Below are 24,649 nucleotides of genomic sequence, written 5' to 3' on the forward strand. Positions count from 1 at the left end.
GGATTGTATAATTTGAAAATTGAAAAATTTGAAGATTAGATCGCTACTTCACCATTCCTTTTTCTTTCTAATTCTAAAACCAAAAAATCCCCTTGCCAACTGATCTTTGTCAGGTATTTTTAGGAATAGGCTAATCAACTTTGCTTTCGATTTTAATCGAGTTTTTATTTTCAGTGTATGACAAACGCAATTTATTTAACCACCACCGAGCCATTTTCCGGTAAATCCATCTTTGCCTTAGGTCTTATGAATATGTTGGCCAGTAAAGCAGAAAAACTGGCTTATTTCAAGCCCATCATTTCTGGTGGTAAAAAGTCTCGTGATCGGCGATTGGAATTAATCTCTAAGCAATTTAATCTCACTCAAAGCTATGAGGAGATGTATTCCTTTACCCGCAAAAATGCGATTAAAGAAATAAACAATCGGAATGAAGCCTATCTGATCGATACCATCATCGAAAAGTTTAATGCCTTAAAGGAGGTTGCAGATTTTGTGGTTGTGGAGGGTACGGACTTTACAGATGTCAATACCAATGTAGAGTTTGATGGAAATATCACAGTAGCAAAAAACCTGGGGATTCCAGCTGCTATCATTTTGAATGGAGCAGAAAGAACCACTTCCGAAATTGTGGATTTGGCTATGGCCAGTGCCAATAGCTATTTGAGCAGGGGGGTGCAAATTTTGACTTTGATCGCCAATAAGGTTCAACCTGGCAAATTAGATGAAGTGAAAAGAAGGCTTCGCTATGTGCTTCCTGAAAGTGTTTTGGTCAATGTTATACCCTCTCATCAACAATTGAGCAATCCCACCATGGGAGAAATCATGGAGTCCTTGGGGGCAAAATTGCTTTTTGGTAAGGAATTTTTGAATAACCGAGTAGATCATTCTATAGTGGGAGCCATGCAGTTGCATAATTTTTTGGACCGCCTGGGGCAAAATACCTTGGTGGTAACGCCAGGTGACAGAGGGGATATTTTAGTCGGCTCCTTACAGGCAAATATTTCCCGAAATTTTGGCAAAGTAGCAGGTGTAATTGTATCGGGAGGAATGTTTCCTGAGTCTACAATTGTGAAATTGATCGAAGGATTGGAGACGGTTGTGCCTGTGTTGCAGGTGGAAGATGGCACCTTCATGGTTGTAACCAAGGTCAACCAAATTCGCGCCCGCATAGCTCCCGATGATAAAGATAAAATCGCCTTAGCTATTCGTTTATTTGATACTTATGTAGATGAAAAGGCGCTTTCGGACCGAATTATTTCCTTCAGTTCAGATATTCTGACACCCCGCATGTTCCAATATCAGATCGTTAGAAGAGCGAAAAGCCATAAAAAGCACATTGTACTTCCAGAAGGAAATGACGAGCGTATATTAAAAGCAGCAGATATGTTGCTTCGACAGGAAATTGTGGAATTGACCATTTTGGGAAATCGAGACGAAATTCGAAGTGATATTTCCAAACTAAACTTATCCATGGATTTGGATAAAGTCAATATCGAAGACCCAGCAACTTCACCGAAGTTTGAAGAATATGCAATTACGCTTTATGAGCTTCGAAAGAATAAAGGACTTTCTTTGGCAACCGCACGTGATCTCATGCATGATGTTTCTTATTTCGGTACCATGATGGTTTTCAAAGGAGATGCGGATGGAATGGTTTCCGGTGCAATTCATACGACTCAACACACAATTCGGCCTGCCTTGCAATTTGTCAAAACAAAGCCTGGCGTAAATACGGTTTCTTCGGTATTTTTTATGTGTTTGCCTAACAGGGTCTCAGTCTTTGGAGATTGTGCAGTTGTTCCGAATCCGACCTCTGAACAATTGGCTGACATCGCCATTTCTTCTGCTGAATCAGCACAGATGTTTGGGATAGAACCAAAAATTGCCATGCTATCTTATTCTTCAGGTTCTTCAGGTTCGGGCGAAGAAGTGGAAAAGGTACGGGCGGCTACCGAGTTGGTGAAATCAAGAAGACCGGATCTTAAAATTGAAGGGCCTATTCAATACGATGCAGCTGTAGATCCTGTGGTAGGAAAGAAAAAGCTTCCGAATTCAGAGGTAGCAGGTCAGGCAAGCGTTTTGATTTTCCCAGACTTAAATACCGGAAACAATACCTACAAAGCAGTTCAGCGAGAAACAGGAGCGATTGCAATCGGACCTATGCTACAAGGACTTAATAAACCAGTTAATGACTTGAGTCGCGGCTGTACAGTTATTGATATCTTCAATACAGTTGTTATCACCGCAATTCAAGCTCAAGAATCCTAATGCTATGAATGTTTTTGTAATTAATTCAGGCAGTAGCTCGATCAAATATCAATTGATTAGCATGCCTGAAGAAAAAGTCATTTGTTCAGGAATGGTTGACCGAATCGGACTAGAAGGATCTCGAGTGGAATATCGTTCCTTTTTGAAGGAAGAGCCAGTTGAATTTACAAGGAATATGCCTGTTTCTGATCATTCAGCAGGTTTGAAGGAAGTGGCCAAATTACTAGTGGATTCTGAAATTGGGGTAATTACTAATCCGAATCAAGTGGAGGTTGTTGGGCATCGTGTGGTGCATGGAGGGGAAAAATTTGCCAGCACGCAACTCATTTCCGAAGAAATAAAGGCCAAAATCAAAGAACTCTTTCCTTTGGCACCTTTGCATAACCCAGCCAATTATTTGGGAATAGAAGTAGCGGAACATATTTTTTCTAAAGCGAAGCAGGTAGCTGTTTTTGACACGGCTTTTCATCAAACCCAGCCCCCCGTTGCTTTCCGGATGGCTATCCCCAATGAATTTTATGAAAAGCACGGAATCCGTGCCTATGGATTTCATGGTACCAGCCATAAATATGTTTCAGAAAGAGCCCGCGATTATTTAGGAACGAAAGGAAATCGAATTGTCAGTATTCATCTAGGTAATGGTTGCAGCATGGCTGCTATTCGTGATGGGAAATCTATTGATACGAGTATGGGCTTTGGTCCTATGAATGGTTTGGTGATGGGTACGCGCGCGGGAGATATAGATCAGTCGGTGATTTTCCATTTGGTTCAGGAATTAGGTTATTCCTTGCAGGATGTTTTTCAGATTCTCAATAAAAAAAGCGGTATGTTGGGCTTGACGGGATTTAGCGATATGCGGGATATTCAGAAAAAATACAATGAGGGAGAAAAAGAAGCTAAGCTCGCATACCACCTTTATGCCTATCGAATCAAAAAATATATCGGTTCCTTTGCGGCAGTTTTGAATGGTTTGGATGCAATCATTTTTACGGGCGGAGTGGGTGAAAATGACCGATTAACCCGTCAATTGGTTTGTCAAGGAATGGATTATTTGGGAATTGAATTGGATGAGGAAAAAAATGCTGGACCAAAGCAGCCTGTACAGGAAATACAATCAGAGAATTCAGGGGTGAAATTATTGGTCATTCCAACTAATGAAGAATTGGAAATTGCCAAGCAAAGCTTTCAATTATTGAAATGAAAAGGACTTAAAAGAATTTCAACTGGGCTTTGTCTGCTTGAATTTCAGCTTTCTCAAGCTTGAGAAGTTTCTTTTTCGCTTCTAAACCACCAGCATATCCGACCAATGAACCGTCTGAACCAATGATTCTGTGACAGGGAATCAGGATTGAAATGGCATTTGCACCATTAGCCGAAGCTACGGCTCGAATCGCGTCTGTATTTCCCAAATCCTTAGAAAGTTGAAGGTAGGATCGGATTTCCCCATAGGGTATTTCAGTCAGTTTTTTCCATACTTCTTTTTGAAAACTAGTTCCAACCGGTAAAAGTGGAATGTTAAATTGGGTAAGCTCTCCAGCAAAATAGGCTTCAAGTTGGCCTATAGTTTCTTTTGCTACTTTAGTCTCTTTATCTACAAATTCCGCTTCCAAGCCCTTTCGAATCCGTTCATTGATGGAAGTGCGCATTTTCCGGTATTTCCAGTCACAAAGACAAAGTTGATCTTCGAAAGTACCTAAGATCAGCTCTCCAACAGAACTTTTATAGGAAGTGGTGTAGATGAAATTCATGGTTGGAAATTACCTGATATAAATGGGTATTTGGTTTTTATGTCACCCAATGTCATAGAAATTCTAAAATGGTTCAATGTGGATCAGGATATGTCCCAATTCCGGAAGTTCCAATTTCAGGGTGTCTTTTAAGTCATGAGCGATGTCATGGCCTTTTTTTACACTTAAATCTCCATCTACACTTGCGTGGAGGTCTACATGATATTTCATTCCTGCTTTTCGGATGTAGCATTTTTCGGTTCCCTTAATCCCGGGAACAGTAGATGCTATTTTCCGGATTTCATCGGTAAGTTCTTCATAATTATTTTCATCCATGACCTCACCCAAGGCTGGTCTGAATATCAAATAGCAATTGTAAAGGATGAATCCACTGGCAAAAAGTGCGGCGTAATCATCGGCTACCTCAAAGCCTTCTCCTCCAATCACTGCAATTATGATTCCTATAAAAGCAGCTACTGAAGTAATTGCATCACTTCGGTGATGCCAAGCTTCGGCCTTGAGGGAAGAGGAATGAAGCTTTTTGCTTCTTGAAAGGACTATTTGATAAGAAATTTCTTTCCAGAGAATGATAGCTCCTAGAATTCCCAAAGTCCAATTTTCAGGCGAAGGATGGGGGGTTTGGATGTTTTGGATGGCTTGAAAAGCAATGGTGGCTGCAGATACTATCAGAAAACCTACTACCATAAAGGTGATCAGTGCCTCTGCTTTTCCATGGCCATAGGGATGGTTTTCATCAGCTGGTCGCTGGGCATACTTTAGACCAAAAAGGATTAAGATACTGGAAAAAACGTCTACTAGGGATTCAATACCGTCGGCAATTAAGGCAAATGAATTCCCAAAAATTCCAGCTAGGAATTTGATCCCAGCGAGCAGGACATTTCCCAGCATGCTGAAATAAACGGTACGAATGGCCAGCTTACCTGTTGACATCAGGTTTTTGTTTAATAAGAAAAGCGGGAAAAGCTTTTCTTAATCTTGATTTTGTCTTTTCCCTATCCAATATAAGCCCGTTCCGATTCCTACGAAAATAGCGGTCATCCAAATAGAGTTCCAACTTACCTGAAGCATCAGCCAAAGACAGGCTAGGATACCTAAAATCGGAATGGTATAGCCTCCTTTTAAGATAAAGCGATTAGGGGCTTTGAATTTTGGTCGAAGGGCAGGAACTGCCGCGCATGTCATGATGAAAAGGAAAAGCCTTGACAAAACCGTCATAGCAGCCAATGCCCGGAAAGAACCCATGGCAGCTAGGATGAAGGCTGCAATTCCAAAGAATAAAACCGAATTGGCTGGGGTAAGGAATTTGTTGTGAACTTGACCAAACCAAGAGGGGAGAGAGTTTTCCAATGAAAGGGCATAGGTCACTCGGGTGGCAGAAAACATGGAGCTAATTAGATTGGCAATCACAGAAGTAGTAACGCCGATCATCAATATATAGGCTCCAATTTCACCAAAAAGACTTGATGCCGCATCTAATAGTGGAGTATTGGAATCCGAAAGATCAGGTACAGCTGCCATGGTTACCAATTGGATGAGCATGTACAAAATCACGACGACAATCAAACCTAAGATTAAACCCAAAGGCATGTCTCGTTCTGGTTTTTTGGCTTCTCCTGCGGGAACAATGGCACCTTCAAACCCAACAAAAGCATAGATCAGTAATAGAGCTGCGGCCCCCAAATCTCCTGCTGGTGGAATTGCACTGTCAAAACGGGGAAGAACGGAATCTCCTAACACTAGAAACCCTCCAAATACCAATCCGATCAAAACCCCAAACTTAATGATAGTGAAAAAAGTCATGGAGCGGATGGATTCACTTGAACCCAAAATATTGATGATACTCAATCCTAAAATAGTTAAGAAGACAGTCACCAATCTTCCAGCACCTTCTCCTGCCATTGGGATGAAATAGGCGATGCTATCCGTAAGCAAGACAGTGTTTGCAGCAAAAGAAATCAACCGAGCAAGGTAATAAAGCCAACCTCCTTGAAAGCCAACAAAACCTCCAAAGGCTAGCGCACCATATCGAATGGGACCTCCGGTACCTCGAAAATAACTTCCAATTTCTGCGAAGCTGAGGATAACGGGAAGCATAAGCAAGGCACAGAATGCATAAATCCAAACACTGTAATCTCCTGCCAAAGCTGCTGCCCCTGAGGGTAATCCAAAAATACCCGCTCCGATAAATCCGTTCACAACAAGCATCCAAACGCCCCAAAGGCCTAAGTTTCGAGGAAGTTTTTCGAGTTTTTCTTCAGTGGAAAATGGTTTTGACACGAGAGTAGTTTTGTATTTTCGAATGGGGGAAGATAATTAGAATGGATTAAGAATCGTATGAAAAATCAGTAAATGGTTATCCTATTAAGTCAAGTTTTCATTCAGTTTTTGCCCTTCGAATATTTTTAAGCCATTTCTCAAATTCTACAGCATGGAAAACCACCAAGCCCATTCCTAGAGTGAAAAGCAATTCGGGAAGATTCAAAGCTTCGGTATGGAAGACCTGATTGAAAAAGGGTAGGTAAATGATGAGGATTTGCAAAATCAGGGTACCAATAATGGAAAGTATCAAAGGGGTATTAGTGAATAGGCCGAGCTTAAATAGTGAGATTTGGTCACTTCTTATGGCCATGACATGGCCAAGTTGAGAAAATGCTAGGACAGAAAATACCATGGTTTGCCAATGCCAACCTTGGCGAATTGCCCAGTATTGGGTGAAAAGTGTGATTCCAGCCATTAATATGCCTACCCAAAGAATGTGTATACCCAAGCCATCCGCAAAAAAGCTCTGTTTGGGAGGTCGGGGAGGGCGCTTCATGATATTTTTTTCAGCTTTTTCTCTTGCCAAAGCTAAAGCAGGTATTCCATCTGTTACCAGATTTATCCAAAGTATATGAATTGGGAGTAATGGAATAGGGAGGCCTAATAAGGGGGCCAATGTAATGGTCCAAATTTCTGCCCCGTTACAGGTCATGATGTATTTGATGAATTTCCGGATATTATCAAAAATCCTTCGTCCCTCGCGAATTGCTCTGACTATAGTTGCAAAATTGTCATCCAACAAAATCATATGGGCGGCTTCCTTACTCACATCTGTTCCTGTGATTCCCATGGCAATTCCTATGGTACTAGCTCGAAGGGAAGGAGCATCATTTACCCCGTCTCCAGTCATCGCGACGAATTGGTTTCGTTGCTGTAAGATTCGGACAATCCTGAGTTTTTGGTCCGGGGAAACCCGAGCATATACCGTGATTTTCTCCACCTGATTCCCAAAATCTTCATCAGACATCTCTCGGAGTTCGGATCCACTCAATACCAAATCTCCTTCTTCAAAAATCCCTACTTCTTTAGCGATAGTTTTAGCAGTTGCAGGATGATCTCCTGTAATCATCACCGGTTGGATCCCTGCTGTTTTGCATTCTTGAATAGCCTCCTTGACCTCTTCTCTTGGAGGATCAATCATTCCTACTAATCCCCAAAAAGAAAGTTCGCTTTCGATTTTATCCCATTCTGATTTTGGAGGGAGTTTTTTTAAAACCTTTCCAGCAAAAGCTAAAACACGCTCGCCAGCCTCAGCCCAATCCTGGGATTCTTTCTTTATTTTTTGAATATCATTTTGGTCGTTTAAAACGGCCAAAATACATTCAGAAGCTCCTTTGCAAATCACTAATACCTGATCTCCCATTTGATGAAAAGTACTCATGAGCTTGCGATCGGAATCAAATGGAATTTCACCAATTCTTGGTAAGGTTTGCAGAATTTCCTGATATGCTTTTTTATCCATTTGTTCTATCAGGTGGTGAACTAAGGCTAGTTCAGTGGCTTCTCCCAGTAATTTTCCGCCTTCATCGATTTTGACATCGTTGTTCAAAGCCAAAGCAAGCTGCAGATTGTCATAGCCCGAATAAACATGATCTTTTTCTTCCGAGAAATGCCGAACAACGGTCATTTGATTTTTGGTGAGGGTACCGGTTTTATCGGTGCAGATAAAGGTGATAGAACCCAAACTCTCTACTGCGGGGAGTTTTCGAATTAAAGCTTCCTTCTTTGCCATTCGTGCAGCACCTAGGGAAAGCGCTATTGTAATTAAGGCCGGCAAGGCTTCTGGAATGGCAGCCACTGCCAAGCTCACGGAAATCATCATTAATTCGAGTGGTTCTTCGCCCCGGAGAAGTCCTAAGCCAAAAATGATCAAGCAGATTAATAGAATGAGGAGTGAGATTGTTTTTCCAAACTTCTTCATTCGAATCTGTAAGGGAGTTTCGGGACTTCCTTCTTGGAGCAGGTCTGCGATTTTCCCGAACTGGGTGTCCATCCCTGTTTTCAGAACAATTCCCACACCCCTTCCATTGGTCTGAAACGTGCCTTTGAAAAGGTGATTTTCAGAATTGATATCCGGAGAGTCCAATTCCTCGATTAGAGGTTTTTTGTCTACTGGAACAGACTCTCCAGTTAAAGAGGATTCATCCATTTTGACAGCCGATCCTTCCAAAAGTTGGATATCTGCCGGGATCATATTTCCCGCTTCGCAAATCAGAATGTCCCCTGGTACGAGTTCGCTGGAGTGGATAGTTTGGGTCTTCCCATTTCGAATGACTCGTGTGTGGGTTTCGCTCATTTTTTTCAGAGCTTCCAAAGCTTTCTCAGCTCGATATTCCTGGATGAATCCCATGATGGCATTGAGGATGACAATCACCAAAATGATGATGGTATCTGACCATTCCCCAATAATCCCCGCAATTATGGAGGCTGAGATCAGGATAGCGATCATGAAATCCTTGAACTGATCCAGAAAAAGTTGGAAAGGCGTTTTCTTCTTTTTTTCCTTGAGGGTATTAGGACCAATTTCCTCCAAGCGACTTTTTACTTCGGCTTCGGTCAGACCAGTGCCGATCAATGCTTTGAGTTCTGACTTAGAGGTTGGAAGTGAAATCATAAAAGTTTTGCTTCAATAGCTTAAAATAAAAAAGTCTGGGCTAAGATGCTCCAGACTTTTCAATTTGATTTAAAAACTTGCTCTTAATGAGAAAATAAAATTTCTTCCCGGACCCGAAATCCCCGAGCTATAGGGTCTATATCGCTGATCGGTGATGTTTTCAATCCCGGCGTTTAATTGCAGAATATCCAGAATAGGATAGCTGACTTTTAGGTTGAGTGTATACCAAGCGGGTGAATAATTGTTCCCGTTTTCGTCCTTGGCATAGATTTCATCTTTCCCACGTTCTTCCTGAGCAAGCTCCTCAAAACTTCGCTCTCCTTGGAAGTTCACATAAAGCTGTGCCCGGATATGACTTGACTGATAATCCAATCGACTCACTCCAAATAGTGGAGCAGCATGCCGTGAAGGGCTGGTGCTTCCATCATCCAACTCCTCTTTTCCCTCCTGGAAATTGATGTCGGTGAAAAAAGAAAGCCTTTTGGTCAACTTGGCCTGAACTCCAATCTGGACTCCATAAACTTGCGCCTGAGCCGCATTTTGGATAGCCTGCACCTGGCTCAATTCTCCATCATAAAGAATACTGTCTTGGCCGTTCAATAGGAAATTCCTTCGCACCAAGGCATTGGCTAAATGAGTATAAAATCCTGTGATGTCCAACTTGAAAGTATCTCCCCATAGTTTGGCGAGACTCAAATCGATATTGGTGGCGTATTCGGGTTTTAAATTAGGATTCGGGACAGTCACGGCACCTGCCTCAGAATCGAATACCTTTCCAATATCATCCACATTCGGGGATCGGAAGGCGGTTCCTAAATTGGAACTCATAACCCAAGATTCCGCTGGTCTATACACGACTCCTATACTTCCTGTAAGGTTTCCGTTTCCCAAACTGGCTTCTTCAAAAGGAAAAGGATAGAATCGGGTGTCAAATTGACTTTCTATTCCATACCAGCTATATCGAAGTCCACTTTGCAGAGTTGCTTTTTCATGGATTTTGGATTCCAGGTTTACATATGCACCAAAAGAATTCCAATGTGATTGTGGATAGCGAGCCGGTCCTTCTTCCCTTTCACCTCTTTCGATATCAGTCGTAAATCCGGTGGAATTCACTTTGTTTTTCACCCACTCCAATCCATAGAAAAGGAATTTTTTGGAATTGATGCTTTTGCTGAAATCCAGATTTGCGGAATAGGCAGTGACTTCCTCAACCTGGGTGTTTCGGATGGGGTCATTTAGGCTTCGATCGATTCGACTTTCTTCAAAATTCTGAAGGGCAAAACTCAAATTTACCCGATCATACCAGCCTGCAGATTGATTGTGTGTGACTTTCAGGTGATTCATCATCCATTTTTGCGGACCATAATTCCATTCTGCATAGCGCGGTAAGCCATTCCGAACGCGATTATGCCTATCGTAGCGTCCATAGCTCGAAGTAGCTGAATAATGGAAACCATAATTGAACTCCCAATCGTCTGATGGTTGGAATCGGATTTTTTGCATGAAATTTTTCTGTGAATATCCTGAAGGAATCTGACGAAGGGCGGGATCCTCCAAGGTCAAAACCACATCTTCACCATCGATTCGTTCGACATAATTTCGCTTGATGTAATCTTCTGGGCCATGGGAACCCTGCCGCAAGTCATCATAATCCCAGCTGGAGAAACCAGTAGCTAAAGCCCATTTTTTCCAACCAATTTGGAGGTCCGCATGCCCTGTTTTTTCCTGATTGGCACCGGAGTAGCGAGTAACGATTGTTCCTTCGACCAGCGTTTCATCGTCGAGAGAAAATCCTGGCTTGATCGTTTCAAAACTCATTACGCCACCAATGGCATCACTTCCATAAATCACGGAGGCGGGGCCAAGCAAAACTTCTGCATCACTGATCACAAAAGGATCCAAATTGATGACGTTTTGGATATTTCCGCCTCGGAAAATTGCCGTATTCATCCGAACGCCATCAACAGAATAAAGCAAGCGATTCGTAGCAAATCCCCGAATCATAGGGCTGCCTCCTCCTTGTTGACTTTTTTGAACGTAGACTTTGCCAGAAATCCCCAATAAATCAGCGGCGGTTTGTGGGTCTTGAAATTGCACTTCCGATGGGGCAATGGTCACGATTTTTTGAGGGACATCATCGCTGTTTTGCCTCCATTTATTTGCTGCAACCACTACCTCGCCGAGGTTTAAATTGCTTTTTTCGAGATATAAGGTGGCATCAGGTAAATTTATTAGTTCCTGAAAACTCAACCTTACGGTTTGGTAGCCATAGCTACTGATTTGTATTAATTCTAAATCTGCAAAAGAGGAAATGTCTAATTGCCCCTTTCCGTTTGCATATAATACCCTTCCTGTTGATGGATCATGAGCCACTACAGTAGGAATGGGTTCATTGCTTACCTGATCTTTTACCGAGATGGTTTGACCTAAGGACACAAAAACCAAGGCGCAACAAAGAACCCAAGTCATGATGTATTTCATGTTGTATGGGTTGTAAATAAAATACCATTTTAAAGACAGAGAGAAATAAAGAGGTTAGGTTTCCCTTGGTGGTGAAAAAAGTCGCTTGTGATCAGGGTTTTCCCAAATCGGATTTGGGTTTTCCTGAAAAGATACTTGCCTTGGATTGTTCCAAAAATCAATTGAAGGTATTTGCTCAAAGTAGAAAATCACATGAAAACTGTTTCGTTTCTGATTTTCAGAATGGTTTTCTCGAGTTGACTTTTCATAGTCCGACTCACTTCTTTTTAGCTCACTTTCCTCTTGGTCATGCCATACCAAATATTCGATTTGGTTGCCTTTTTCGTGGATTTCGAGCACATCATACATTTCTCCCAAGTACTCAAATTCCCGATCATGCTCCCAATTCAAGTGAGTCTGGGATTCTTCTTTGGTAAAGACTAAAGTCTTGATTCGGTCATCATTTGGATCTCTTTTGATGCGCCTTTCCATGCTTTCCTTCAGTTGAAAAAATCGAAGCTCAAAAGAAGCCAGTCCCAAAGTCATCGGACCAGCGATACTTAATGCAAGCAATATGACGATGAGAAGGTGCTTCATAGGAACTCCAAATACGAAAATGAGAATAATTACCTCATGAACAAGTCCGGATTTTAATCTTGGAAGATTGTGATGATTGAAGGTAATAATGGTTTTTGGGAAAGGGAAAGGATGTAAGATTTTGAATTTAGACAATACTATTTTTGTTGGATTTGGTTTTTAAAGCACCTAGTGCATTTTTCATTCGTCATCCTAGCCGCTTACCAATATTTGTTTGGTATTAAGGGAAATAAATTTCATTTTAGGAAAGAGAGTTTTTCTCTTGCCCAAATCAAAATAACCTCGTTAAGCGTGAAAAATCTTCAGGTATGGATGTTTTTTGGATTGTCTGTATTGGCGTCCTGTAAAGAGCCCGGTCCTTTGCCCGAAACGCCTGATAGCCCAGTTCGCTCTCCTGAGGAGGAATTGTTGACATTTCAGATAGATCGGGGCTTGGAAGTTCAATTGGTTGCCCAAGAACCCTTGGTAGAAAGTCCGGTAATTATCCAATTTGATCAATGGGGGAGGTTATGGGTAGTGGAAATGCGAGGGTATATGAATGATTTGGAGGGAAGTGAAGAGCATCAACGAGTGGGCCGGATTGCAATTTTGGAAGATCAAGATGAAGATGGAGTCATGGATCATCGAATCATCTATTTAGATAGCTTGGTCATGCCCCGAGCTTTAGGTCTTTTTGGAAGTGGAGCCTTAATTGCTGAAAATAATTCCCTTTGGATTACGGAAGATTTGGATGGGGACTGGGTGGCAGATCGAAAGGTTTTACTCGATTCGACATATGCTGCAAATGGAATCCCCGAGCATTCAGATAATGGTTTTTTAAGAAATCTGGACAACTGGTATTACAGCGCCAAGTCCCGTCTTCGTTACAAATGGGTGGATGGAGAATGGATTCGCGATATTACTGAATTCCGGGGACAATGGGGTATTTCCCAAGATAATCAGGGTCGCTTGATTTACAATTACAATTGGTCCCAGCTTCATGGAGATTTGGTTCCGCCGAATTCCATCGGTAGAAATGAAAATCATCAACCGACAAGTGGCATAGATTATGGATTGACGATAGATCGACGGGTATATCCCATTCGCTCTAATCCTGCTGTAAATCGCGGTTATATCCCTGGAACACTGGACTCCGCCAAAAGGCTGTTAGAATTTACCTCTGCTAGTGCTCCTATTGTTTATCGAAGTTCATTACTTCCTGAAGAATACCTCGGAAATATGTTCGTGATGGAGAATGCAGGGAATTTGATCAAGCGGAATGTGGTGGCCGAAAATGGAATTTATCTGGAAGCCAAAGATCCCAATCCCGGAAGGGAATTTATGGCTTCTACTGATGAGCGTTTCCGACCTGTTTTTGCTACAGTGGGACCAGATGGAGGTCTGTATATAGCTGACATGTATCAGGGAATTGTGCAGCACGGTTCTTATATGACCGATTATTTGAAAGAACAAACTTTAAATCGAAAATTGGATCATCCCGGTCATATGGGGAGAATTTGGCGAATTGTGCCGAAAAGAAATTCCTACAAAGCTCCTGAAAAACTTGGCGATCTTTCTGTCGAAGAATTGATTCCCTATTTAGACCACTCAGACGGTTGGTATAGAGATATGACCCAACGACTCTTGGTCGAATCTGCTCAAAAAAATCTAGCTCCTCAATTAGAAAATTTCTTCACCAATCAGGCAAAAACTGATTTAGGAAAGATCCATGCTCTGTGGACTTTGGAAGGTCTTCAGGCTTTAAACCCAGATTTTATGTTGGGGATATTGGATAAAGCTGAGTATGGGGTAAAAATTCATACCCTTCGTTTATTGGAGCCTTTTGCAAAGGAAGATTCTGAGATTTCCGCAGCTTTGGCAGAAGTAGTCCAAAAACATCTAAGTCAAGGTACTCCGCGGTTTAAGTTGCAGGTAGCTTTGAGTTCTTATGTTTTTGACCCTAGTGATCGAATGAAAATTATGTCTTCGATTTTAGCTGACTTTGGTGAGGATCCAGTCTTTCGGGATGCCCTATTGAGTAGTCTTCAAGGATATGAATATGAGTTTCTTACCTTTTTGGAAGACTCAAAGTGGAGGGAGATGGAAACACAGGGAAAAGCCATTTTCTTGGAAATGCTGACTTCTGCCATTATTCAAGGAGGAGATTTGCAAGAAGTTCGGCAGCTGATTTCACAGATTGAAAGCGACCCAATGCATTGGACTTCCCTAGCATTACTTTCTGGTTTGGCTACCCAAGGAGGAAACCCGGATAATTTGGGCAAATTCTCATTAGGTGAGCAGCCCATACTTTTTGGAGAGAGCAGCCCTATTTCTGAAAATTCTGCTCTTGCACGGGCAAAGAATCTCTTTAGATGGAATGGGTTTTCTCCTGAAAAAAGTAAGGAAGGAGGGTTGGCCTTGGATGAAAGTTCCCAGAAATTATTCACTGAAGGAAGACAAAAATACCTAGCCTCCTGTGCGGGATGCCATGGAGGAAATGGGGCAGGAGTAAACAGAATGGGACCTCCATTGGACGGTTCCGAATGGGTAATTGGTGATGAAAGAAGGTTAGCTTTAATTCTTCTACATGGGATAGAAGGTCCAATTGCAGTAAAAGGTAAGCTATATGATGCTCCTGAGATTTTACCCGTGATGCCCTCTCATTCTACTATGGATGATCGAAGTATAGCAGCTATTTTGACCTATATTCGAAATGAATGGGGGAATCATGCAGGTCCTATCGCTCCAAGATTAGTTGGGGGAACTCGCCATACGTCCCAGGGAAGAGTATATCCTTGGTCCGAATCGGAATTAAATGCGCATATCGAAAAATTAAATCAAACCGACTCCAACCCTTAGCCCTGTGAAGAATCAAATTACTAGAAGAGATTTTATCCAAAAATCCAGTTTGGCAACGCTCGCCTTTTCTATTCCCTTTCCCTCCATTCCGGAATTTTTGAAAGATTATTCAATGGGAGTGGTCGTACATTCTTACGGGATGCGTTATGGAGGGAGGATTAAAAGCGAAAAATATCCTCCTTTTTTGGATGCGTTGAACTTGATGAAGCATTGTCATACGCTTGGGGCGGGAGGAGTTCAAACTATGGTCGGAGGTTGGGATGAGGATTTTGGGAAAAAACTCCGAACGGAATCTGATCAATCAGGAATGTATTTGGAAGGAAGCATAGGGCTTCCTAAGGATGAAGCAGATTTAGAACGATTTGAACGTGAAATCAGAATTGCGAAAGAGGGGGGAGTATTTATTTTTCGAACGGTATGCTTGAACGGTAGGAGGTATGAAAATTTTGATTCGAAGAACCAATTTGACAAGTTTAAATCCAATGCCATCCATTCTTTGGAATTGGCGGAGGGTGTGGTTCGGAAGCATCAGGTTAAGTTGGCAGTTGAAAACCACAAAGATTGGAAAGCAGCCGAATTAGTTGAGATTTTAATAAACTTGGGTTCGGAATGGGTCGGAGCAACTGTTGACTTTGGAAATAATGTATCACTGCTTGAAGATCCGAATCAGGTCATTGAAACTTTAGCTCCATATGCCTTTTCTACCCATATCAAAGACATGGGAGTGAAAGAATATGAAGATGGATTTCTCCTTTCAGAAGTTCCCTTGGGGGAAGGGATTGTAGATCTTAAAAAAGGAATGGATCTATGTAAAAAGTATAATCCGGCAATTCGGTTTTCTTTGGAAATGATTACGCGGGATCCCCTTCAAATTCCTTGTTTGACAGAACACTATTGGTCCACCTTTGATAATCCCTCCGCAGTTGAATTTGCTCGGAATTTGGCTATGGTTCGTCAGCATGAGTTTAACGGAAAACTTCCTGAAACGAGTTCTTTATCGCCTGATGAAAAGTTAGCTTTGGAGGAAGAACATGTTCAAAAATGCCTTTATTATTCAAAAATTAACCTATTGACATAAATAAGATGACAGACTTCAGTAAACTTCCAGGTATAGAACTTTTTTCACAAAAAGGCAAAGCAGCCATAATAACAGGCGGTTCCAAAGGATTGGGATTTGCCATGGCAGCTGGATTGGCATCTGCAGGTTCAAATGTAATGTTGGTGAGCCGAAATCAAGCTGAATGCGATGCTGCTGCTTCTGAGATTGCAGAACAGTATGGAGTTAAAACTTTGGGATATGCCGCAGACGTTACAAAAGCTGCTGAGATGGAGGCCATGGCTCAGGCAGCTTTGCGGGCATTTGGAAAGATTGATACATTGATTAATTCTGCCGGAATCAATATCCGAGGTGCGATTGATGAACTTTCTGAAGAAGATTTTAAAAAAGTAATGGACATCAATGTCAATGGGACTTGGTTGGCTTCAAAAGCAGTCATTCCTAATATGAAGTCAAATAAGCGGGGTGCTATTATCAATCTAGCGAGCACGCTTGGATTGGTGGGCTTGGCCAACCGAACCCCCTACACAGCAAGCAAAGGGGCTGTTGTAAATATGACAAAGGCTTTGGCATTAGAGTTGGCTCCATGGAATATTACGGTAAATGCCATTTGTCCTGGTCCTTTTTTGACTGAAATGAATGAGCCGATTGCTCACACTGAAGAGGGTAAAAAATTCATCGTTGGGGCGACTGCATTAGCAAGATGGGGAGAGCTAAAAGAGATTCAGGGGGCTGCGATTTTCCTTGCTTCAGATGCGGGGACCTACATGGTTGGTTCCATGGTAACTGTGGATGGAGGCTGGACAGCGCGTTGATCGCTTAACCTACAAAAAGGCTAATCAGATAGATGATAATAATAGCCGACATTCCCATGATAAGCGTACCAAGACTGTGGGATTGATTCCCTTGCTTGACCGTCATTCCTGAAAGTTGGGTCACTACCCAAAAGCCGCTGTCATTTGCGTGGGATATGGCTATGGCTCCTGCACCTACAGAAAGTGCGGTCAAAACTTTCATCGTTTCAGTGTCCAACCCTAAAGGTCCCATCAAAGGAGCAATAATTGATGCCGTAGTAATCATGGCTACGGTCGTAGATCCTTGAGCTGTTTTAAGAGCAAATGCAATTAAAAATGGTAGAAAAATCCCCCAGTTTGCATCTTTCATACTTTCACTGACTAAGGTTCCGATACCGGAATTTTGAAGCATTTTTCCAAATACTCCCCCTGCACCAGTAATAAAGATGACTGGAGCTGCGATCAGCAATGCTTTTCCAACCCAACCGCTAGAAGACAGCATTTTCTTGTCTAGTTTTTTGGGAAGGGTAAACGAAAGTAGTGCTCCTATAAGCAGGGCTATTACTGGGGAACCCAAGAATTTAATCAAATTTAAAAGGCTTCCTTCTCCAAATGGCTTTGTTGGATAATTTGCAATAGAAGCTAAAATGATCAAGACAAGTGGAATAATGATAGGTAGAAAGGACTTGAAAGCCGAAGGGAATTCCTTACGGGAAATGGCTTCCTCGTCAGTTTCTATGCTTGCCTCCAAAGGTATTTTTGAAACAAACTTGTTGACGAAAATATATCCTGGAATCAAGGTAAGAAGCGATACTAGAACGCCCCAAAAGATCATTTGCCCCAAATCTGCCTGCAAAATTCCAGCTGTAGCAATGGGGCCAGGAGTAGGCGGTACAAGGGAGTGGCTACACATTGCTCCAAGGGAAAGCGCGATCATAGTGCCTGCATAGGATCGGTTGCTTTTTACGGCTAATGACTTGGCAATGGGGTTCATCATGATAATTGTGGAGTCTCCAAAAACTGGAATAGAAAGAACGTATCCCCCCAGCATCATGGTAAGGTTCACTGATTTTTTACCGATCCAGCTAAGAATTTTTTCTGCGATTACCAGTGCTCCACCTGTTTTTTCCAAAAAAGTACCCAAAATCACTCCCAAAAGAATCAACAAGCCGACAGAGCCCAAAACACCTCCAAATCCCTCTGAAATGGATTGAATGATTAAATCCATGGACATTCCGGCTAATAACCCATAAATCAAGGCTGCTGCGAATAGTACTAAGAAAGGATGAATGTCAAATTGGACAATGGCAATTAAAATAAAAGCCAAAACCAAAAGAATGGAAATAATGAGGATCATGTCAGGTCTATTTTGAAAAAGAATCTTTGGATATTCTTTCTTTTAGCCTTAAAAAAAGCCAAAAAGAGGAATAAAAAAAGGTTTTTTATTTCGGGTTTGAACATTCGAAGCTGAATCTTGAATAAAATTCCTCGCTTTTAAAAAAATCCCCTTCGATTTAATTCCGAAGGGGAGTTTGAAAACGACTTTAAACAAGTGGTTTTAGGGTTTTCTTTTTGGAATTTTATTTAGGGAAAAGAAGTACAAAAATGGCTCGTATACCCCAACTGGCAGAGTTTCCGTTTCCATAATGAATTCGGGGGCCTATGGCGATTTGGGAAGCTTGTTTTCCAATGGTCAATACCTTAGAACCAACCAAATTGATGGTTCCTGAGGTAGTATTCGCTTCCCAGTTTTGGGTCATTTCAGTATTGATGGTAATTGCTTTTCCTCCCGGAAAATTTTTTGCAATAAATGGTTGGATAAAGGTGGAGTTTACATTTGCTCTATCTTCGTTTCCCGCGACTGTGAAAATATGATTGACTAATCCACCTATAGTGAAGCTGCCTGCCTGTGTCAGGGCTACGGCTGTTGGCCCTAATCCAAATTTTTCTGTGCCTAGAGTGTTGTTGGTAGCAGTTGGTAACAAAAGCGCCGGTCCAACTCCCCAAATCAAACCTCCACTGGTTGGTTCTTTCGGAGAAAAGAATCCACTTACCAGCACATCACTTAGTCCGGATTGCTTTCCACTTTCGCCAAAAACATTGTTCTGAGAAATAACAGGCACAATTACACGTGCAATCAAATTCCAATCCTCACCAATGCTTAAGGGGATTACAGGTTGAAAATTCAAAGTATAACGGGAGCCATTGTCAGGTCCAATTCCAAAGTCAAAATTGTTTTGAAAAGGAACGCTAATTAGGCTTGCAACAGGGTTTTGAAGCTGTTTAGCAAGATCGTCGGCAGAGCTTCCAGAGTTTTCCTGAGCGTATGACTGGAATGTAAAAAGGATTGCTACAATAAGAGCAGAAAGTGATTTTTTCATTTTAATTTTTTCTAAATACAGTTTGGCCTTCCTTTATAGTCTCTACTACCTGAATGTCTTTTATTCCATCAGGCTCGACCTTCAGGGGATTATTGTCAAGGATCACCAAATCAGCAAGTTTCCCAGCTTTTAAACTACCTTTTTTATCATCTTCAAAATGCTGGTAAGCAGACCAAATCGTAATGGCCTGGAGGGCTTCATAAGGAGTTAGTCTTTCACCTTCTCCAATGATGGCTCCTGATCGAGAGGTCCTATTGACGGCTGTCCACAAGACACGCATTAAGTTGGGAAGTGCTACCGGAGCATCGGTGTGAATCGTGACTTTTACACCTTTGTTTAATGCTGTTCGGACTGGACTGATTTTATTCCCTAGTTCATCTCCGATAATTTGCTTATGCCAGTCACCCCAATAAAATGTATGCAAGGGGAAAAGTGAAGCGATTACATCTAAAGCTTTTAAAGAGTCCAGTTGATCCTCTCGGATATATTGCCCGTGGATGAGGGTATTCCTCCTGTCTCTGATGCCATATTTATAGACATTGGGTCGAAGGGTACGAATCATTTGATCGACGGCGGCATCCCCATTAGCATGGATAAGAATCTGCCAGTTGTTTTGGAAGCCTTTTTCCATGATAGCTTGCACCGTTGAGTCATCGGGGATTGCGGGATAGCCAGCGTAATCAGCTTCCATTCCATCAGGAGGGAGTAAGTATGGTTGTGTACGCCAGGCAGTTCGGCCCTGTGGAGAGCCATCAAGCGTAAGTTTCATCCCTCCGATACGGTATTTATTAAGATAGTCTTTGCGGTTCCATTTGGAGTTCATGTATTGATCTGTAAAGGTATAATCTATGTAGCTGACCACATCCAGTTTTAGCTCTCCTCTTTCTGCATTTGCGGCGAGTAGCTCGTGATTTTGCATGGCTCTGCCTTCTTGGGCAGTTGTATATCCGAATGAAAGTGCCATATCCTGACCTGCCTGAAAAAATCGATCCGCGCCGGCTTGATCTTTAGGCATGAGTGCTTTTAGCATGTATGGGATTGCGGCGAGTTCTTCAAGTACACCATTCGGAGTCTTTCCGTCTGCTTCTCTTCGGATAATTCCGCCTTCTGGGTCAGGTGTGTTTTCATTAATTCCTAAGAGTTCGAGTCCTTTGGAGTTGACTACAGCAAAATGACCTGAAATATGGGTAATCAAGATCGGGAGTTCGGTGCTGACTTGATCTAAGTCATGTTTAGTCGGGAAGCGCTTTTCCTCCAAAACGGAATCGTCAAAGCCTGTTCCAAAGATCCATCCTGTAAGCGCCAGGTTTTCCGGGGTATTCCATTCTTTCAGCAATTGGATTAGTGTAGGGATATCCTTACACGTAGCGTCTGGTGGGGCTAGCAACTGCGCTCCGACTGCCTGTAATCCAAAATACCCGAAGTGAGCATGTCCATCGATAAATCCCGGAAGCAATGTTTTTCCTTCCAAATTGACCATTTTATGGCCTTTTCCAGCAATTTTCATTGCTTCTCCTGATTCTCCTAAATATTCAATCAATCCATCTCGGACAACCAGAGCCTCTTCATAAGTTGGTTGATCTCCTTCCATGGTCAGGATATCACCTCCAAAATATACGGTAGCGTTAGAGGTTGTTTCTTCTTGTTGCTGACATGAAAACACAAGAAAAGAAAGTAAAAGAAGGGGTAGTTGGATTATTCGAAAAAAAACTTTCATAGTATCAAACGTTAAAAGTTATAGCTTTTAAATTGTCTTTTAATTCCAAAAGATAAGTTTTTTTGATTTTTCCTTTACTAGGTATAAATAAAAACTCCCTCAAAAATTATTTCGAGGGAGTTAAAATTAGTGATGGGATTCAACCCATTTTTTAGCATTTATAAATGCTTCCAACCAAGGAGTGTAATCATCCTCCCGATTCATCAGGTAGAATGGCCAGTTCCAAGGTTTTAAACTACGTTCTATGTGTGGCATGATTGCCAAATGTCGACCGTCTTTGGATGCGATACCTGCTACTGCATAATCCGATCCATTAGGATTTCCAGGATAGGCTTCGTAGCTATATTTCATGCCAACATGGTAGTTGGATTCTGACTCAGGAAGCTGGAATTTTCCTTCTCCATGTGCTACCCAAACACCTAATCGTTGTCCTGCCAGACTTTTTAGCATGACAGTATCATTTTCAGGAATACTCACATTGACAAAAGCCGATTCAAACTTATGGCTTTCATTATGTAGCATCTTGGCGCGGCTATTTCCGGTATTACCTACAAGGCCTAACTCTACCATTAACTGACAGCCATTACATACGCCGAGACTTAAGGTGTCAGGTCTTGCATAGAAGTTGTCCAAAGCCTGCTTTGCCTTTTCATTATAAAGGAAGGCACCAGCCCAACCTTTGGCAGAACCCAAAACGTCAGAATTGGAGAATCCACCAACAAAGACAATCATCTGAACATCGCTGAGGTCTTCTCTTCCCGCAATCAAATCTGTCATATGCACGTCTTTCACTTCAAAGCCCGCAAGCCAAAGTGAATAGGCCATTTCCCGGTCTCCATTGACTCCTTTTTCTCGAATTATGGCTGCTTTCGCTTTACCTTTTTCTTTTCGATAAGGGTCAATTCCTGCCTTTTTAAAGTTTCCAGACCAACCCTCTGCAAACTGATAACGAAGTGGTTGGTTTTTATAATTTTCAAATCGGTCTTTTGCTAACTTTTCTCCACTTTGTTTTCTGTCAAGAAGGTAAGAGGATTTATACCAGCTGTCACGTAGCTCTTCAATTCCAAGATTCAATCCGATTTCTTGGATGGAAAGTGTTGGTTCTGAGGTCACGTCGGCTATGGAAATGTAGTCAATTCCATAATTGTCAAGCAGATTTCTAACCTTTTCGATTTCCTTAATTTGAATCAACACCCCCGGTTTCTCGGCAAAAAGAGCTTTGATAATGTCTTTTTCTTTCAGTCGATCTGTTTTGACTTTAATTCCTGTTCCTTGATTTGGGAAACACATTTCAAGTAGGGCGATAATCAAGCCTCCAGCAGAAACATCATGTCCAGCTAAAACCAAATCTTGTTCGATTAATTTTTGAACGGCCATAAAGGCATGACTGAAGTAATCTGCATCCTTTACATCAGGCGATTCACTACCAATTTTATTCAAGACTTGGTAGAAACTTGAACCCCCAAGCTTGGACTCATCCTTGGAAAAATCTAGGTAATAAATTTTACTTTCTTCTTCTGCTTTTAGCGCAGTTTGAACAGTTTTTTTGATGTTTGAACATTCTCCAACTGTGGAAATGATAACCGTTCCTGGCGCATAAACCACTTTCCCGTCTGGGTATTTTTGGGTCATGGAGAGCGAGTCTTTACCAGTAGGGATGTTGATTCCCAAGGCTATTGCAAAATCGGAACAAGCTTGAACTGCTCGATAAAGTCGGTCATTTTCGCCTTGATTTTTGGCTGGCCACATCCAGTTGGCAGAAAGTGATACTCCCTGTAGGCCTCCTTCGATAGGTGCAAAAACCAGGTTTGTCAAAGCTTCTGCAATTGCCAGACGGCTACCAACCTCAGGATCAGTTAAAGCTGCCACTGGAGCATGCCCAATTGAAGTAGCGATTCCTTTATTTCCATTGAAATCCAGAGCCATAACAGCCACGTCGTTGAGTGGAAGTTGGATTTCACCTGCTGTCTGCTGCGTAGCTACCCGACCTGTAACAGAACGATCCACTTTGTTGGTCAACCAGTCCTTACAGGCCACCGCTTCCAATTGCAATACTTCACGGATGTACCCTGCGATTTGGTCTGCGCTATAGGTTGGTTCGGAGAATTGGAAATTTGCTTTTTTATCTTCCAAAATAGTTTTGGGAGAGGAGCCAAACATATAGGCCAAATCCCAATCCACTGGTTTTTCTCCGGTTTTTTGGTTCTCGAATTTGAAGTGCATATCGCCGGTGGTTTCACCGACTACATAAAATGGTGCTCTCTCCCGAGCCGCCAATTGGGATAGGGTAGGGATGTCTTTTGGAGCAACGACTAATCCCATTCGTTCTTGGGATTCATTTCCGATGATTTCTTTAGCGGAAAGCGTTGGGTCACCAACTGGAAGTTTGTCCATGTGAATGGTACCCCCGGTAGATTCCACCAATTCAGAAAGACAATTCAAGTGCCCACCAGCTCCATGATCGTGGATAGAGATTATTGGATTATCATCACTTTCAGCCATGGCTCGGATCACATTGGAAACCCGCTTTTGCATCTCGGGATTGGATCTTTGAACGGCATTGAGTTCAAGTGAACTGGAAACTTCTCCTGTATTCAAGGATGAAACGGCAGAACCTCCCATACCAATCCGGTAATTGTCGCCACCCATGACGATGATTTGATCTCCCTTACCGGGTTCGTCTTTTTTGGCGTATCGAGCATTCGTAAATCCAATTCCTCCAGCCAACATGATGACTTTGTCAAAGCCAAAGTGCTTTTCTCCTTCATCATGTTCAAAAGTCAAAAGAGAACCTGAAATCAACGGCTGACCGAATTTGTTTCCGAAATCAGAAGCCCCATTAGATGCTTTGATTAGTATATCCATCGGGGTCTGGTAAAGCCAAGGGCGTTCAGGTAAATTCTTTTCCCAGCTTCTTCCTTTTTCGGAGCGTGGATAGGAAGTCATGTAAACTGCCGTTCCGGCCAAAGGAATAGAGGCAGTACCACCAGCAAGTCGGTCTCTAATTTCACCTCCCGAACCGGTAGCAGCACCATTAAAAGGCTCAACGGTGGTAGGAAAATTGTGAGTTTCTGCCTTTAGAGAAATGACCGTGTCAATTTCCCTTGTCTCGAAGAAATCAGGTTGATGCTGGGTTTTGGGAGCAAATTGCTGAGCTTTTGGTCCCTGAATGAAGGCAACATTGTCTTTATAAGCGGAAACAATCCGATTAGGATGCTGCTTTGAAGTTTCTTTGATCAGTTGAAAAAGTGTCTTCGGTTTTTCTTCTCCGTCGATAATAAAGGTGCCGTTGAAAATTTTATGTCGGCAATGCTCCGAGTTAACTTGGGAAAATCCGAAAACTTCAGAATCAGTAAGTGGACGGTCCAGTTGCTTGGACACCTTTTCTAGATAGGTGATTTCTTCCTCGCTTAAGGCTAGGCCCTCTTGCTCATTGTAAGCAGCGATATCGGTAATATTTTCAATAGGAGCTGGGTCCAAATGGATATCGAAAATCTCCTGATCTAGCCCATGGTAAGAATGCTGGAGCATGGGGTCAATGGAATTCTCGTCTTCAAGTGGGAAAAATTCCTCAATTCGTTGAATTCCTGGAATTCCCATATTAGCAGTGATTTCCACTGCATTGGTTGACCAAGGAGTGATCATTTCTTTGCGTGGGCCCGCATAATTACCACTGAGCGAAGCTTGCTCAATTTGTTGAGCTTCACCAAAAAGCCACTTGAGTTTTTCGATGTCTTCTGGTGCGAAAGGTTGGGGGGTCTGTACGGCGTAGACTACTTTTTGGGGTGATTCGAAGAAGAAAATCATGTCCTTAAGCTGGTAAGATGCAAAGGTAAGGAATTGAGAGAAGCTTTGG

At 42.2% G+C, this 24,649-nt stretch carries 15 protein-coding genes; 5 read left to right on the forward strand and 10 right to left on the reverse strand.

Going from position 1 to position 24,649, the window contains the following annotated elements; translation table 11 throughout:
• The first annotated feature begins 177 nt into the window (after positions 1 to 177).
• Positions 178 to 2,268: a phosphate acetyltransferase gene (gene pta / locus HWE15_RS02680; protein WP_290505952.1), complete on the forward strand. Its 2,091-nt coding sequence runs from the start codon at positions 178 to 180 to the stop codon at positions 2,266 to 2,268.
• A 4-nt stretch (positions 2,269 to 2,272) separates the two neighbouring features.
• On the forward strand, positions 2,273 to 3,469 hold the full coding sequence (locus tag HWE15_RS02685) for an acetate/propionate family kinase (RefSeq protein WP_290505953.1): 1,197 nt from the start codon (positions 2,273 to 2,275) through the stop codon (positions 3,467 to 3,469).
• A gap of 7 nt (positions 3,470 to 3,476) precedes the next feature.
• On the opposite strand, the gene HWE15_RS02690 is transcribed toward HWE15_RS02685, so the two are convergent.
• The 6 genes from HWE15_RS02690 to HWE15_RS02715 form a co-directional block, all read right to left on the reverse strand.
• Entirely contained in the window at positions 3,477 to 4,016 is a 540-nt protein-coding gene (locus HWE15_RS02690; RefSeq protein WP_290505954.1) for a methylated-DNA--[protein]-cysteine S-methyltransferase, read from the reverse strand.
• A 63-nt stretch (positions 4,017 to 4,079) separates the two neighbouring features.
• Complete coding sequence (locus HWE15_RS02695; RefSeq protein WP_290505955.1) at positions 4,080 to 4,946, reverse strand: cation diffusion facilitator family transporter; 867 nt, start codon at positions 4,944 to 4,946, stop codon at positions 4,080 to 4,082.
• A 39-nt stretch (positions 4,947 to 4,985) separates the two neighbouring features.
• Positions 4,986 to 6,293 carry an APC family permease gene (locus tag HWE15_RS02700; RefSeq protein WP_290505956.1) on the reverse strand — a complete coding sequence of 436 codons (1,308 nt, stop codon included), beginning with the start codon at positions 6,291 to 6,293 and terminating at the stop codon, positions 4,986 to 4,988.
• A 97-nt stretch (positions 6,294 to 6,390) separates the two neighbouring features.
• Entirely contained in the window at positions 6,391 to 8,949 is a 2,559-nt protein-coding gene (locus HWE15_RS02705) for a cation-translocating P-type ATPase (protein WP_290505957.1), read from the reverse strand.
• Positions 8,950 to 9,018: 69 nt separating this feature from the next.
• Positions 9,019 to 11,430 (reverse strand): TonB-dependent receptor, encoded by a 2,412-nt coding sequence (locus HWE15_RS02710; RefSeq protein WP_290505958.1) that lies wholly within the window; start codon positions 11,428 to 11,430, stop codon positions 9,019 to 9,021.
• A 54-nt stretch (positions 11,431 to 11,484) separates the two neighbouring features.
• Positions 11,485 to 12,141 (reverse strand): hypothetical protein, encoded by a 657-nt coding sequence (locus tag HWE15_RS02715; protein ID WP_290505959.1) that lies wholly within the window; start codon positions 12,139 to 12,141, stop codon positions 11,485 to 11,487.
• Between the two features lie 156 nt (positions 12,142 to 12,297).
• Here HWE15_RS02715 and HWE15_RS02720 point away from each other — a divergent pair, with 156 nt between their 5' ends.
• The 3 genes from HWE15_RS02720 to HWE15_RS02730 are packed head-to-tail and all read left to right on the forward strand — an operon-like array spanning position 12,298 to position 16,716.
• Entirely contained in the window at positions 12,298 to 14,844 is a 2,547-nt protein-coding gene (locus HWE15_RS02720) for a c-type cytochrome (RefSeq protein WP_290505960.1), read from the forward strand.
• Between the two features lie 4 nt (positions 14,845 to 14,848).
• Positions 14,849 to 15,922 (forward strand): sugar phosphate isomerase/epimerase, encoded by a 1,074-nt coding sequence (locus HWE15_RS02725; protein WP_290505961.1) that lies wholly within the window; start codon positions 14,849 to 14,851, stop codon positions 15,920 to 15,922.
• Positions 15,923 to 15,927: 5 nt separating this feature from the next.
• Entirely contained in the window at positions 15,928 to 16,716 is a 789-nt protein-coding gene (locus HWE15_RS02730; protein WP_290505962.1) for an SDR family NAD(P)-dependent oxidoreductase, read from the forward strand.
• 4 nt (positions 16,717 to 16,720) lie between these two features.
• Here HWE15_RS02730 and HWE15_RS02735 read toward each other — a convergent pair whose 3' ends face one another.
• The 4 genes from HWE15_RS02735 to purL all read right to left on the reverse strand — a co-directional run bounded on the left by HWE15_RS02735 (position 16,721) and on the right by purL (position 24,600).
• Positions 16,721 to 18,052 carry a GntP family permease gene (locus HWE15_RS02735; protein ID WP_290505963.1) on the reverse strand — a complete coding sequence of 444 codons (1,332 nt, stop codon included), beginning with the start codon at positions 18,050 to 18,052 and terminating at the stop codon, positions 16,721 to 16,723.
• 223 nt (positions 18,053 to 18,275) lie between these two features.
• Positions 18,276 to 19,076, reverse strand: a complete 801-nt coding sequence (locus HWE15_RS02740; protein ID WP_290505964.1) for a hypothetical protein — start codon at positions 19,074 to 19,076, stop codon at positions 18,276 to 18,278.
• Between the two features lies 1 nt (position 19,077).
• Positions 19,078 to 20,793, reverse strand: a complete 1,716-nt coding sequence (locus HWE15_RS02745; protein WP_290505965.1) for an amidohydrolase — start codon at positions 20,791 to 20,793, stop codon at positions 19,078 to 19,080.
• 126 nt (positions 20,794 to 20,919) lie between these two features.
• Positions 20,920 to 24,600 (reverse strand): phosphoribosylformylglycinamidine synthase, encoded by a 3,681-nt coding sequence (gene purL, locus HWE15_RS02750; protein WP_290505966.1) that lies wholly within the window; start codon positions 24,598 to 24,600, stop codon positions 20,920 to 20,922.
• Positions 24,601 to 24,649 lie beyond the last annotated feature (49 nt).

Origin of the sequence: Algoriphagus sp. (genome assembly GCF_013373065.1) — a bacterium.
Classification (GTDB): Bacteria; Bacteroidota; Bacteroidia; order Cytophagales; family Cyclobacteriaceae; genus Algoriphagus.